Below are 12754 nucleotides of genomic sequence, written 5' to 3'. Positions count from 1 at the left end.
GTGTGGGCGGCGGCGATGCCGGTGGTGCTCGCGCTGCACGCCACCGCGCCGGACTGGCCGGCCGGCCTCGGCTGGGCGCTGCTGGCGGTGCTGTTCAGCGCGGTCGTGCCGTACGGGATCATCTGGCTCGGGGTGCGGCGCGGCCGGCTCACCGACCACCACATCGGGGTACGCGAGCAGCGGCGCGGTCCGCTGGTCGGCGGGCTGCTCTCGGTGCTGGCGGGCCTCGCGGCGCTGGTCCTGCTCGGGGCGCCCCGGCCGCTGGTGGCGATGGTGGTGGTGATGTTCGCGGTGCTGCTCGTGGTCACCGCCGTCAACCAGGTCTGGAAGCTCAGCGCGCATGCGGCCGTGGCCGCCGGGGCGGTCGGGGTGCTGGTGCTGGTCTTCGGGCCCGCACTGCTGGCGGCGTTCGGCCTGGTGGCCCTGATCGGTTGGTCCCGGGTCCGGTTGGGCGACCACACCACCGCCCAGGTGCTCGCCGGCACCACCGCGGGGGTGCTGGTCGCGGTGCCGACGTACCTGCTGCTCGGCTAGTCACCGGTCCGGCCGGCCCGGGTCCGGTGGACCCGGGCCGGCCGACGACCGACCGCCGACCGGCACCGGGCGGCCCCGCCCCGCCCGGGACGAGGCGCCGGTCGGGCTCAGCTCCGCTCCCCCAGCGGCCCGTCGACCAGTTCGCGGGGCAGGCCGTGGGTGTCGTGCAGCCACGCGTAGTCGGCGTCGGTCAGCGGCCCCCGGGACCGGCACCGCTCGACCACCGGCCGGCCCCGCCGGAGCAGGCCCCGGAAGCGCCGTTCCTCGTCGGCGAGCACCGCACGCAGCGGCCCGGTGTCGCCCCGCTGGCGGAACCGGCGCAGCGTGTCCGCGTACGGCTCATCGGGCAGGTCGGTGAGGGTCCGCGTGGGATCGTCGCGCCAGAGCGCGGTCAGCGCCCGCCGGACCAGCCGGCGCAGCACGTAGCCGCGGCCGGTGTTGGCGGGGCGGACGCCGTCGCCGAGCACCACGACCGCCGAGCGCAGGTGGTCGCTGACGATCCGGTGCGACGTGGGGTCCAGCGGCCACCGGTCGCGGACCGCCGCCACCCAGGGGGTCAGTCCGTCGCCCTCGAAGACCGACCGGCCACCGCGCAGCACCATCTCCAGCCGCTCCAGGCCCATCCCGGTGTCGATGTTCGGCTGCGGCAGCGGCTCCAACCGGCCGTCGTCGTGCCGGTGGTAGCCCATCCGTACGTGGTTCCAGACCTCCATCCACCGCTCGTCACCGCCCGGGGTGCCGGTGGGCGGCCCGTCGCCGGTCCAGACGAAGATCTCCGAGTCCGGCCCGCACGGCCCGGTCGGGCCGTTGGACCACCAGTTCTCCTCGCGGGTCAGCTCCACGGGCACGCCCAGTTCGGTCCACGTCGCCAGCGCGGTCTCGTCCGGGCCCACCTGGTCGTCGCCGCCGAAGACGGTCGCGTGCAGCCGACCCGGGTCGACGCCGAAGCCGTCGGTGAGCAGCTCGTACCCCCAGCGCAGGCTCTGCCCGATGCCGTAGTCACCCAGCGACCATGTCCCGAGCATGTCGAAGACGGTCAGGTGGGTCGGGTCGCCGACCTCGTCCAGGTCCGTGGTGCGCAGGCAGCGCTGGACGTTGACCAGCCGGCGGCCGGACGGATGGGGACGGCCCGCCAGGTACGGGGTCAGCGGGTGCATGCCGGAGGTGGTGAAGAGCACCGGGTCGCCCGGCGGCGGGACCAGCGGGCTCTCCGGCGCGGACCGGTGGTCCCGCCGGTGGTAGTGGTCGACGAAGGTGCGGACGATCTGCTCGGGTGTCATGGCGCTCGGCCTTCCGGGTCGGGTGCGACCGGTTCGGCCCGCCACGCGGACGCGGGGGTGCAGACGCGAAAAACGCCGGCGGACCGTTTCCGGTCGCCGGCGTGGGTCGGGTGGATCAGGCGGCGGCAACCGGCGAGCGGGAAGCTCGCGCGGCCGCGGCGGTGGTGCGCCTGATCTGCATGACCCGACCGTACCGCGACGACGGCGCCGCCGCCCACCGCATTCCGGGTGGGTCGGCGGCGCCGTCGTGGTCGCTCAGGCCCCGGAGGGAGCGAGGGTACGGGTGGACAGGTCGTCGACCGCCTTCGGCGCGGCCGGGGTGCGGTTGGGCAGCGACAACCGGATGACCTTCCACCAGGCCGAGGCGACCTGCTTGGGCAGCGGGCCGGTGGTGTACTTCAGCCCGTACCGGTCGAAGAGCGCCCGGACCTGCGGGGCGATCTCCTGGTAGCGCTTGCTCGGCAGGTCGGGGAAGAGGTGGTGCTCGATCTGGAACGACAGGTTGCCGGTCATGATGTGCATCAGCCGGCTGCCGCTGATGTTGGCCGAGCCGAGCATCTGCCGCAGGTACCACTCGCCGCGCGTCTCGCCCTCGATGGAGGTCTTCTCGAAGGTCTCCACACCGTTCGGGAAGTGCCCGCACATGATCACCGAGTGGCTCCACAGGTTGCGGATCAGGTTCGCGGTGAAGGTGGCGGCCAGGGTGCTGAGGAAGGACGGGCCGGAGAGCAGCGGGTGCACGATGTAGTCCTTGAGCACCTGCCGGCGGATCTTGCGGCCGACGGCCCGGGCGCGGGCCCGGAACTCCGGGGCCTTGTGCCGGCCCTTCTGCAGGTTGCGGCCCAGCTCCAGGTCGTACGCGGCGATGCCGTACTCGAAGAAGCAGGCGTTGAGGAAGTTCCACAGCGGCTGGCCCAGGTGCATCGGGTGCCACTTCTGGTCCTCGTCGACGCGCATGATGCCGTACCCGAGGTCGTTGTCCTTGCCGAGCACGTTGGTGTACGTGTGGTGCAGCTGGTTGTGCGAGTGCTTCCACTGGTCGGCCGGGGAGACGTGGTCCCACTCCCAGGTGGTGGAGTGGATCTTCGGGTCCCGCATGAAGTCGTACTGGCCGTGCAGGATGTTGTGGCCGATCTCCATGTTCTCCAGGATCTTGGCCACCGCGAGGCCGGCGGTGCCGACGACCCAGGCCGGCGGGAAGAGCGAGAAGAGCAGCACCGCGCGGCTGCTCATCTCCAGCGTCCGCTGGGTCTTGATGACCTTGCGGATGTACCGGGCGTCCGCCTCGCCGCGCTCGGCGATCACCCGGTCCCGGATGGCGTCCAGCTCCTTGCCCAGGATCTCGATGTCCTCGGCGCTCAGGTGGGCGATCGGGTTGTCCGGCTTCTTCTGGATCACGGTCACGTCCGGCCTCCTGTCTACAGGTCGATGTCGCAGGTACCGGCCGCCGCCGACACGCAGGTCTGGATGAGTACGCCGTCGCCGGGAACGGCCGTGGTGACGTCCCCGGTGCGCAGGTCGCGCACGGCCCCCTGGCGCAGCGGCAGGACGCAGCCGTAGCAGATGCCCATCCGGCAGCCCGACGGCATCAGCGCGCCGGCGGCCTCCCCGGCGTCCAGGATGGGGGTCGCGCCGTCGGCCTGCACGCTGAGACCGACCCTGGTGAAGGTGACGGTGCCGCCCTCCCCGGGCGAGATCACGGTCGGCCGGAACCGCTCGGTGTGCAGCCGTTGCGCGGCGCCGCCGGCCCGCCAGTGCTCCTCCACCGCGTCGAGCATGCCGACCGGGCCGCAGGCCCAGGTCTCGCGCTCCAGGTGATCGGGGACCAGCCCGGCCAGCTCATCGACGCCGAGCAGCCCGTCGATGTCGGTGTGCCGCTCGACGAGACGGATCGCGCCCTGCGCGGCGAGCGCCCGCAGCTCGGCGCCGAAGACCACGTCGGCCGGGGTGGGCGCGGAGTGCACCACCACGACGTGCGAACGGGTGTGCGCGCCGGCCCGCAGCATCCCCATGACCGGGGTGACGCCGCTGCCGGCGGTGAGGAACAGGACCCGGGCCGGGGCGGGGTCGGGCAGGACGAAGTCCCCCTGCGCCTGGTCGAGCTGGACCATGGCCCCGGGGCGGACGCGCCGGACCAGGTGGTTGCTGACCTTGCCGTCCGGGATGGCCTTCACGGTGACGCAGATCCGGCCGTCGGGACGCCCCGGGGCCGAGGTGACCGAGTACGCCCGCCACTGCCGGACCCCGTCGACGTCCACGCCGAGGCGCACGTACTGCCCGGCGGTGTGGCCGCGCCAGGCGCGGCCGGGCTGGATGGTCAGCGTGGCGGCGTCGCGGGTCTCGGCGTCGACGGCGACCACGCGCCCGCGCAGCGCGGCCCCGGCGCGCAGCGGCGCGACCAGGTCGAGGTAGTCCTCGGGGAGCAGCGGGGTGGTGACCGTCTCGGCGAGCCGCAGGAGCCGGTCCCGGACGGAGAGCCTCGTCGGGGGACGCGGGACGGTGGTGGTCATGTCTCCAGGGTCGTCGCCCGTTCGGATAACATCTTGACCGTTAAAGGTGAATTGACCACGGGTTCTTGTTCGGGGAGAACAACATGACCGATCCTTCCGGGGCCACCAGCCACCGGGCGGCGCACCTGGAGCTGGACGAACGCGTGGCCGACCGGCTGCGCGCCCAGCTCCCCGTGGTGGCCGAGCGGACGGTCACCGCGATCACCGCCGAGGTCCCCGACTACTCCGGCACCCTGACCGGGCAGATGCGCGAGAAGATCGAGAACGCGGTACGCATCGCGCTCGGCACGTTCCTCCAGCTCATCGAGCGAGCCGACGCCGCCGACCCGAGCACCCCGCTGAGCCGGGCGCTGGAGGCGGCGTACGCGCTCGGCAGCGGCGAGGCCCGGTCGGGGCGGAGCATGGACGCCCTGCTGGCCGCGTACCGGGTGGGGGCCCGGGTCGCCTGGCGGGAGGTCTCCGCCACCACCGTACGCGGCGGGCTCTCCGCCGAGCGGGTGGCCGAGTTCGCCGAGCTGATGTTCGCCTACATCGACGAGCTCTCCGCCGCCAGCGTGGCCGGGCACGCCGACGAACTGGCCAGCGCCGGCCGGGCGCGCCGACGCTACCTGGAACGGCTGGCCCAGCAACTGCTCGCCGGCGAGCCGGAGGAGGTGCTGCGGCGCAGCGCCGAGCGGGCGGAGTGGCCGCCCCCGCAGACCCTCACCGTCGCGGTGCTGCCCCGCAGCAACCTGCGCGGCGTGCTCGCGATGCTCAGCCCGCACACCCTGGAGAGCGGCGAGGAGCTGCCCGGGGTGGAGCTGGCCGAGGAGTCGGCGGTGCTGCTCGTCCCCGACGTGCACGGCGGGCGCCGACGGCGGCTGACCGGCGCGCTGCAGGGGCACCGCGCGGTCGTCGGGCCGGCCCGCACGTGGACCCGGGTCGCCCAGTCGTACCAGCGGGTGCTGCGGGCGCTGGCGCTCGGCATGGACCGGCCGGAGGACGGCGCCCCGCTGGACACCGAGCAGCACCTGGCCCGGCTGATGCTCAGCACCGACCCGGAGGCCCTGGCCGACCTGCGCGCCCAGGTGCTGCAACCGCTGGCGGCGCTGCCTCCGGCCACCGCCCAGCGGCTGGCCGAGACGCTGCGCTCCTGGCTGCTGCACCAGGGCCGGCGTGACGACGTCGCGGCGGACCTCTTCGTCCACCCGCAGACGGTGCGTTACCGGATGGGCCGGCTGCGCGAGCTGTACGGCGAGCGCCTCAACGACCCGGCGACGGTGCTGGAGCTGACCCTGGCGCTGGCCTTCCTGCCGGCGGAGTGAGCCGGCCGGCCGTACCGGGTGGCCGCGCCGGCCCGGTCTGCGGTGGCGCGCCCGAGCGGCGTCGGGTGGCGGCGATCAGGACGTCGAGCAGGCGCACCAGGTCGGCCGCGCCGTCCGGGTCGTCGGCCCGGCGGACGGTGCGCAGCACCGGGGCGGCCAGGTCGGGCACCGCCCGGTCGCGCACCAGCAGGAAGTACAGCGCCAGCATCGCCGCTCGCCCGTTGCCGTCCGGGAACGGGTGGAAGAAGGCCACGTCGAGGTAGGCGCGGGCGGCGCGTCCCGCGAGCGGCACGCCCGGCTCGGTCGCCTGCCCCAGGCAGCGCTGGAACCGGTCCAGGGTGTCCGGCGCGAGGCCGTAGCGTTCCCGGCCGCCCTTGGCGTACGCGGGCCCGGTGCGGAATCCGACCTCCGGCGACGCGAGCACCTGGCGCTGCCAGTCGGCCAGCAGCTCGTAGGTCAGCCGTCCGCCCCGGTCGGCGGCCCCGCGGACCCGGTCGAAGGCGGTCAGCAGCCGCGCCGCCCGCTCCGGGTCCCGGGCGGCGACGTCGGTACGCACGAAGTCCACCACCCCGTCCCGCCCGCCCCGCACCGGCCCGCCGCCCGGCCGGGCGATCTCGGCCCAGCCCACCCGTTCCCGCACCGACAGCCAGGTCAGCAGGTCATCGCGCACGACGGTCGACCTCCACGGCGAACCGCTCGGCGGCCTCGCGCACCTCCTGGCCCGACGGGGTGACCCAACTGGCGAACCGTCCGCCGATGCCGACCCGGACCAGCTCCTCGTGCCGCCGCTCGGGCACCCCGGCGGCGCCCAGCAGCCACCCCAGCGCGAGCTCGCAGTGCCGGTGCCAGCCGCCCTCGGCGTGGGTGCGGTCGAGCACCACGGTGACCAGATGGGCCACCGCCCGCTCCCAACCGTCGAGGACGACGTCGGCGCGGGTGTCCCGCAGCGCGGGCAGGAAACGCGCGAAGCGCTCCGCCAGCTCCGTCAACCAGTCCCGCCAAACCACCAGCCCCTCGGTGACCACCGCGAGGTTCACCTCCGGTGCGACCGACTGCCGGCCCAGGGTGCGGTAGACGGTGCGGTCGCCCAGGTGGGCGGCGCCGATCGCCGACCGCCAGCCGCAGCTCCACCGTCCGTAGTGGTCGACCAGCGCGCCGGTCATCTCCTGCGACCAGCGCCAGCCGGCCTCGCCCCACCAGTGGATGCCGCCGTCGTCGAGCAAGCCCGGCGGGCAGGTCGGCGTGCGGGCCGCCGGGGGCAACCTGCGGACCACCTCCCCCGCCGATCCGGGGTCGAAGGGGTGCCGGTCGGGATCCACCTCGGCCCAGGTGAGCGACCAGGGGCTGAGCCGCTGCCACTCGGCCAGGCGCGCCGGGGGCACGACGTTCACCGCCCGGTGACCTCTCGGGCGAAGCGCTCCGCGACGTCCCGGATGAGCCGGTCCGGCGGAGTGACGAAACTGTCGAAGCGACCGCCGATCGCGCGCTCCACCAGGGGCGCGTGCCGCTCGGCGGGTACGCCCGCCAGGGTGAGGAACCAGCCCAGGACCTGGCGGCAGTGATGTTCCCAGCCGCCGTCGGCGCAGGTCCGGTTCACCACCACGGTGACCAGGTGCGCCACCGCCCGTTCCCAGGCGTCCAGCGCCACGTCGGCGCGGTCGTCGGCGACCAGCGGCAGGAAGCGGTCGAAGCGTTCGACCAGCTCTTCCAGCCAGCCCCGCCATTCGGGAAGGGCTTCGCTGACGACGGCCAGGGACTGCTCGGGGCTGCCCATGCTGTCGGTCGGGCAGCACCAGGCGTGGACCGGCCCGCCGCCGAAGTCCGCCTCACCGACTCCCCACCGCCAGCCCGAGACCCACCTGCCGTAGTGGCCGACCAGCGCGACGCTCATCTCGTCGGCCCACCGGGTGCCCACCCGCTGGCCCCACTCGTACACGTCGTCCCGGCCGGACCGGCCCGGTGGCCGGGTGGGCACCGAGGCGGCCGGGGCGAGCGACCGGACGACGTCCGGCGCCGAATCGGGGTCGAAGGGATGCCGGGCTGGGTCCACCTGCGGCCAGGTCAGCCACCAGGGCAGGATCTCCGGGTTCGTGCTGCGCAGGTAGGGCTCGGTCTCGTCTGCTGCATCCGGCAAGAAGGACGTCTCCCACGGGTCGGTGATGCGACCGGCCCACCCTAGTGGAGCCCGTCGCCCGCCGCGGCCCCGATCGCCCGCCCGCCCCGCCACACACCGCGCTCGTCATCGGTTCGGCGACGCTGCGTCGCCCATCGTTCACAAAGTTGTTCTGGATATCGGCCGACATCTCTGTCCATATGTACGCAGGCGATCCCGCCCACCCTCATCGGACGGAGCACCATGACCCGTACCCTGCGCGCGACGGCCACCATCCTCGCCGCCACCCTGGCCGCCACCCTCGGCCTCGCCCACCCCGCCCCCGCCGCCGGCTACTCCGCCTCGCTGACCACCGCGGTCGCCGACCTCCCGGTCGCCACGGAGGTCCGCACCGGCTACAGCCGCGACCTCTTCCCCCACTGGATCGACGCCGACGGCGACGGCTGCCACGCCCGCAACGAGGTGCTGATCGCCGAGGCGGTCTCCGCGCCGACGGTCAGCGGGAGCTGCACGCTGTCCGGCGGACGCTGGTACTCCTACTACGACAACGCGTACTGGACCCTCACCAGCGACCTGGACATCGACCACATGGTGGCGCTCGCCGAGGCGTGGGACTCCGGCGCCCGCAGCTGGACCACCAGCCGCCGCCAGGCGTACGCCAACGACCTCGGCGACAGCCGCCCGCTGGCCGCCGTCACCGACAACGTCAACCAGGCCAAGGGCGACCAGGACCCGGCCACCTGGCTGCCCCCGTACGCCTCGGCCCGCTGCCGCTACGTCAAGGAGTGGGTCGCCACCAAGATCCGCTGGCGGCTCACCGTGGACAATGCCGAGAAGAGCGCCCTGACCAGCTGGGCGAACAACTGCCCCGCCACCACCGTCTCGGTCACCTACGCCTGGTGACGCCCCGGCCGGCCCGCCACGAGGCGGGCCGGCCCGACGGACCGTCGCCGGCGTCGGGCGCAGCCGAAGCGACGGCGCGATGACGGGCCACCAGGCCGGGCAACCGTCGGGCGAGGCAACGGCGGGAGAATCGCCGCGGCGAGCCGCAGGAGGAAGCGTGAGCCGTACCCCCACCCTGGACGATGTGGCGCGCGCCGCCGGCGTCTCCACCGCCACCGCGTCCCGGGCGCTCAGCGGCCGCGGCCCGGTCTCCGCCGGGGCGCGGGCCGACGTGCTCCGTGCCGCGGCGGCACTGGCGTACGCGCCGCACCCGGGGGCGGTGTCGCTGGCCCGGGGCGAGGGCCACCGCATCGTGGTCGGCGTCGTCGCGCCGTCGCCCCGGCTGCTCACCGACCAGTACGCCACCCGCCTGGTCACCGCGGCGGCCCGAGCGGCCGACCCGTACGCCGTGGGAGTCTCGGCGCGCCGGTTGCGCCCCGGCGACCGCGCCGCCCTCGACGAGCTGGCGCGGGACCGCAGCGTGCGCGGGCTGGTCCTGGTCAACCACCGGGCCGACCTGGTCGAGGCGCTGCCCGCCGCGCTGCGGGGCCGGGTCGTCGCGGTCGGCCCGGGCTTCGGCCGGGTGCCGGCGTACGACGTGGACACCGCGTCGGCGATGGCGGCCGGCATCCGGCACCTGACCGCCACCGGCCGGCGGCGCATCGCCATGCTGACCGGCCCGGCCTGGGCGGCGAGCCTGCGCCGGCCGCTGGCCGCCTACCAGGAAGGCATGCGCGCGCACGGGCTGGCCTGCCGCACCACCGCCGGTGGCCTCACCGACACCACCGGCCGGGCCGGACTGCGGCGGCTGATGCGCCGGTGGCCGGACACCGACGCCGTCGTCGCGATCAGCGACGCCGTCGCGATCGGGGCGCTGCGCGCCCTGGCCGAGGACGGGGTGCGCGTGCCCGACGACGTCGCCGTGATCGGCTTCGACGACGCCCCGCTCGCCGCCGCGACCCGGCCCGCGCTGACCACCGGCACCCATCCGGTCGAGGCGATCGCCGCCGGGGCGGTACGCGCCCTGCTCACCGGGGACGCCGACGCCGACCGGCCGGTGGTGCACCCGTCGGTCCTCGTCCGGCGGCGCAGCGCCTGAACGGCTTGCGGTGCAAGCGGTTCCACCTCGTACCGTCCCGGCATGGACAGCACCGCCACCATTCGCCGCTACCGGGACCGCGACCACGACGCGGTCTACGACATCTGTGTCCGTACGGCCGACGCCGGCGGCGACGCCCGCGGCCGGTACGCCAGCGACGACCTGATGCCCGACCTCTTCGCCGGGCCGTACCTGCACCTGGAGCCGGAGCTGGCGTTCGTGCTCGCGCAGGGGGACCGGGTCGTCGGCTACGTGATCGGCACGGCGGACACGCCGGCCTTCGTCCGGGCGTACCGGCGGGAGTGGATACCCCGGCTGGCCCACCGGTACCCCGTGCCGACCCGCCCGCCGGCCACCCCCGACGACGAGATGATCGCCCTGCACCACCGGCCGGAGCGGATGCTGCTGCCGGAACTCGCCGGCTACCCCGCCCACCTGCACATCGACCTGCTGCCCGGGCACCAGGGCCGGGGGCACGGCCGCCGGCTCGTCGAGACGTTCCTGCGCGCCGCCGCCCGCGCCGGGGCACCCGGGCTGCACGTCTGCATGGTCACCGCGAACGTGCGGGCGCGCGGCTTCTACGACCGGTTGGGCTTCCACGAGATCCCGGTGCCCGACCCCGGACCGGTCACCTACCTCGGCCGGACGACGGAGCTGCCGTGCCTGCCGACACCGCCCGGTAGCGGCGGATCCACTCCCGGTTGAGGTCGTCGGCCTGCCGCTGGTGCCGCGGCACGACGGCGACCCCGTCGGGCAGGTCGAGCCCGAGGAAGTCGAGGACGGCGTGGGTGACCCCGACCGGATCCGCGTCGAGTTCCTCGTAGGACACCACGTACGGCGCGACTCCCGCCGCGGCGAACCACGCCCGCCAGGCCGCGTCGTGCCGGCCGATCACCTCGACCAGCCGGCCGATCGCGTCCGCGTCGAAGGTCGGGACGCCCCCGCCACCCCCGCCGCTGATCTCGCCGTCGCCGCCGAGGTACCAGGTGCCGGTCTGCTCGGCCCGCAGCCAGGAGACCGCCTGCGCGACGACGTCGGCGCGCCGCAGGTGCACGAAGCGGGTACGCCCGAAGGCCCGCTCCAGCAGCGGAAGGTCCCTGCCGGCGAGGTCCAGGTGCACCGTGCCCAGCCGGTGGACCAGCTCGTCCAGCGTCCCCCACATCAGCTTCGCACCGAACACGCCGTTGTCGGTACGCCCCGTGGCCAGCGCCGCCGCCAGGTACTCCCGGTAGTCGACGCTCCCGTCCGGGCCCCGGGCGATCCCCCAGCGCTCGGCCCACAGCGGCTCATCCGGCACCCGGAAGTACGCCTGCGGGCGGCCAGCGACCCCGGTGGAGGCCAGCAGCCCCAGCAGCAGCGAACTGCCGGTGCGGGGCGTGGCGCAGACCAGGTACGAGTCGACCGGGCCGCGGCCGGAGCGGGTGGTCACGCCGCCGAGGGTAGGCCGGGCGGGCCGGTCGGGCTCAACCCGTGTTCCGCACGCCGACCCGGCCCGACCCCGGTTGCCGCGCGCCGGCGGGGCTCGGCCACCTTCCGGGCGCAGCCGGTCCACCGGCAGCCCGCGTGCGCGCCCGTCTACCGGTGCGGGCACGCTTGCCGGTCACGCCAGGTCGGCCAGCACCGCCTCGACGGCCCGCCGGCCCAGCGCGGCCATGGCCGGGTTCGTGTCCCGGTAGTAGGTCAGCGCGCTGACGAACGGCAGCGCCCAGCCACGCCCCCGGGCCCACGTCGCGTCGTCGAACCCGGCCGCCGCCCGGAACACCTCCCGGGTCTCGGCGGTGAGCAGCACCCAGGCGGGTAGCGCGTCGCACGCCGGGTCGCCGACGCCGGCCGCGCCGAAGTCGATGACCCCGCCCAGGCGTCCGCCGTCGACCAGCACGTTGCCGGGGAGCAGGTCGCCGTGCGTCCAGACCGGTGGACCGTCCCACTCGGGCACGGCGAGCGCCTGCTCCCAGGCGGCGAGCACCGCGTCGGTGTCGACGAGGCCCCGGGCCGCCGCCGTCCACTGGCGCAGGTACGGGTCCCAGTCCCGCAGCGGGCCGCTGCGGTAGCCCGGCCGGGCACCGGTCGCGTCGACCCGCCGCAGGGCCGCGACGAACCGGCCCAGCGCGGCGGCGAAGCCGGCCCGGTCACCGTCGCCCTCGGCCGTGGTCACGCCGTCGATCCAGCGGTTGACCGCCCACGGCCACGGATAGCCCGCGCCCGGCGCGCCCAGCGCCACCGGCTGCGGCACCCGCACCGGCAGGCCCGGGGCGAGGCGCGGCAGCCACTCGTACTCGAACCGGACCTGCTCGACCGCGTCGCCGATGCGGGGCAGGCGCACGACCAGGTCCTCGCCGAGCCGGTAGATCGCGTTGCTGGTCCCGGCCGAGGGCACCGCCTCGACGGGCAGGTCCGCCCAGCGCGGGAACTGCGCGGCGAGCAGGCGACGGACCAGCCCCACGTCCGTCGGCACCTCGTCGTCGTGCATCCGGCCACCGGTCATGTCGCCTCCGCCAGGTCAAGATCCGCCGGCGCAGCCTAGTCCGGCGGCCCGCGAACCGGCCGACAATTTCCGGCCGGCCCCGGTAGCCGATCGGCGTCGCAGCCGGCGGCTGCACGACCGGGACGAGCCGGCCCGCCCGACCCGCGAGGCGGCTGCCGCACCCGGCCGCGAGACCACCCCTGACGCCCGCGGCGGGCGACTAGCCCCGGCCTCAGCGGGTACGCGCAGCCCATGGGTAGCCACAAGGAGAACAAACACGACCCCGGCGGCGAATCGGCACGAGGCCGGCGACACCCGGGCAGCGGCGCTCCGGGCCGACAGGGCTCGGAGGTCGAACGCTCGCCCAAGCGCCGCCACGAACGGACCGCGACCGGTCCGTCCGGCAGCGAACGCGACCACGGCCGGTCCAAGGTCGCGCACGAGGGGCGCGTGCACCGGCAGGGTACGGCCTGAGCGGACGCCCGACGGGCGGGTCGGTGGCCGGTTC

13 protein-coding genes are annotated in these 12754 nt (G+C 75.2%); 5 read left to right on the top strand and 8 right to left on the bottom strand.

Annotated features, from left to right (window positions below; all coding sequences use genetic code 11):
- Nucleotides 1-15: 15 nt before the first annotated feature.
- The gene (locus V6U88_RS22475) at nucleotides 16-534 is read left to right on the top strand and encodes a phosphatase PAP2 family protein (RefSeq protein WP_334455940.1); all 519 of its coding nucleotides are present in this window, start codon (nucleotides 16-18) and stop codon (nucleotides 532-534) included.
- Between the two features lie 107 nt (nucleotides 535-641).
- Here V6U88_RS22475 and V6U88_RS22470 read toward each other — a convergent pair whose 3' ends face one another.
- The 3 genes from V6U88_RS22470 to V6U88_RS22460 form a co-directional block, all read right to left on the bottom strand.
- A complete protein-coding gene (locus tag V6U88_RS22470) occupies nucleotides 642-1814 on the bottom strand; it encodes an alanine--tRNA ligase-related protein (protein ID WP_334455849.1) in 1173 nt (390 codons plus the stop codon).
- 255 nt (nucleotides 1815-2069) lie between these two features.
- A complete protein-coding gene (locus tag V6U88_RS22465) occupies nucleotides 2070-3218 on the bottom strand; it encodes a fatty acid desaturase family protein (RefSeq protein WP_334455848.1) in 1149 nt (382 codons plus the stop codon).
- A 14-nt stretch (nucleotides 3219-3232) separates the two neighbouring features.
- On the bottom strand, nucleotides 3233-4324 hold the full coding sequence (locus V6U88_RS22460; protein ID WP_334455846.1) for a ferredoxin reductase: 1092 nt from the start codon (nucleotides 4322-4324) through the stop codon (nucleotides 3233-3235).
- 83 nt (nucleotides 4325-4407) lie between these two features.
- On the opposite strand from V6U88_RS22460, the gene V6U88_RS22455 reads away from it, so the two are divergent.
- Nucleotides 4408-5628, top strand: coding sequence for a PucR family transcriptional regulator (locus V6U88_RS22455; protein WP_334455844.1), 1221 nt, complete (start codon nucleotides 4408-4410; stop codon nucleotides 5626-5628).
- Here V6U88_RS22455 and V6U88_RS22450 read toward each other — a convergent pair.
- From V6U88_RS22450 to V6U88_RS22440, 3 genes are read right to left on the bottom strand one after another with little or no spacing between them, the layout of a single operon-like run.
- Nucleotides 5567-6298: a Fic family protein gene (locus tag V6U88_RS22450; protein WP_334455843.1), complete on the bottom strand. Its 732-nt coding sequence runs from the start codon at nucleotides 6296-6298 to the stop codon at nucleotides 5567-5569. The two genes, V6U88_RS22455 and V6U88_RS22450, sit on opposite strands and share 62 nt — an antisense overlap.
- Nucleotides 6288-7019, bottom strand: a complete 732-nt coding sequence (locus V6U88_RS22445) for a hypothetical protein (protein WP_334455841.1) — start codon at nucleotides 7017-7019, stop codon at nucleotides 6288-6290. Before V6U88_RS22445 ends, V6U88_RS22450 begins: the two co-directional genes overlap by 11 nt.
- Complete coding sequence (locus tag V6U88_RS22440) at nucleotides 7016-7762, bottom strand: hypothetical protein (RefSeq protein ID WP_334455839.1); 747 nt, start codon at nucleotides 7760-7762, stop codon at nucleotides 7016-7018. Before V6U88_RS22440 ends, V6U88_RS22445 begins: the two co-directional genes overlap by 4 nt.
- Nucleotides 7763-7984: 222 nt before the next feature.
- On the opposite strand from V6U88_RS22440, the gene V6U88_RS22435 reads away from it, so the two are divergent.
- The 3 genes from V6U88_RS22435 (at nucleotide 7985) to V6U88_RS22425 (ending at nucleotide 10487) form a co-directional block, all read left to right on the top strand.
- Entirely contained in the window at nucleotides 7985-8644 is a 660-nt protein-coding gene (locus tag V6U88_RS22435; RefSeq protein ID WP_334455838.1) for an HNH endonuclease family protein, read from the top strand.
- A gap of 157 nt (nucleotides 8645-8801) precedes the next feature.
- Nucleotides 8802-9782: a LacI family DNA-binding transcriptional regulator gene (locus V6U88_RS22430; protein ID WP_334455836.1), complete on the top strand. Its 981-nt coding sequence runs from the start codon at nucleotides 8802-8804 to the stop codon at nucleotides 9780-9782.
- Nucleotides 9783-9824: 42 nt separating this feature from the next.
- Nucleotides 9825-10487, top strand: coding sequence for a GNAT family N-acetyltransferase (locus tag V6U88_RS22425; protein ID WP_334455834.1), 663 nt, complete (start codon nucleotides 9825-9827; stop codon nucleotides 10485-10487).
- Here V6U88_RS22425 and V6U88_RS22420 read toward each other — a convergent pair.
- Nucleotides 10411-11211 carry a Stf0 family sulfotransferase gene (locus tag V6U88_RS22420; protein WP_334455832.1) on the bottom strand — a complete coding sequence of 267 codons (801 nt, stop codon included), beginning with the start codon at nucleotides 11209-11211 and terminating at the stop codon, nucleotides 10411-10413. The two genes, V6U88_RS22425 and V6U88_RS22420, sit on opposite strands and share 77 nt — an antisense overlap.
- Before the next feature lie 171 nt (nucleotides 11212-11382).
- Nucleotides 11383-12267 carry an aminoglycoside phosphotransferase family protein gene (locus tag V6U88_RS22415; RefSeq protein ID WP_334455831.1) on the bottom strand — a complete coding sequence of 295 codons (885 nt, stop codon included), beginning with the start codon at nucleotides 12265-12267 and terminating at the stop codon, nucleotides 11383-11385.
- Nucleotides 12268-12754: the final 487 nt, after the last annotated feature.

Source organism: Micromonospora sp. CPCC 205739 (assembly GCF_036906795.1).
Classification (GTDB): domain Bacteria; phylum Actinomycetota; class Actinomycetes; order Mycobacteriales; family Micromonosporaceae; genus Micromonospora.
This window is presented reverse-complemented; position numbering and strand designations above follow the sequence as displayed.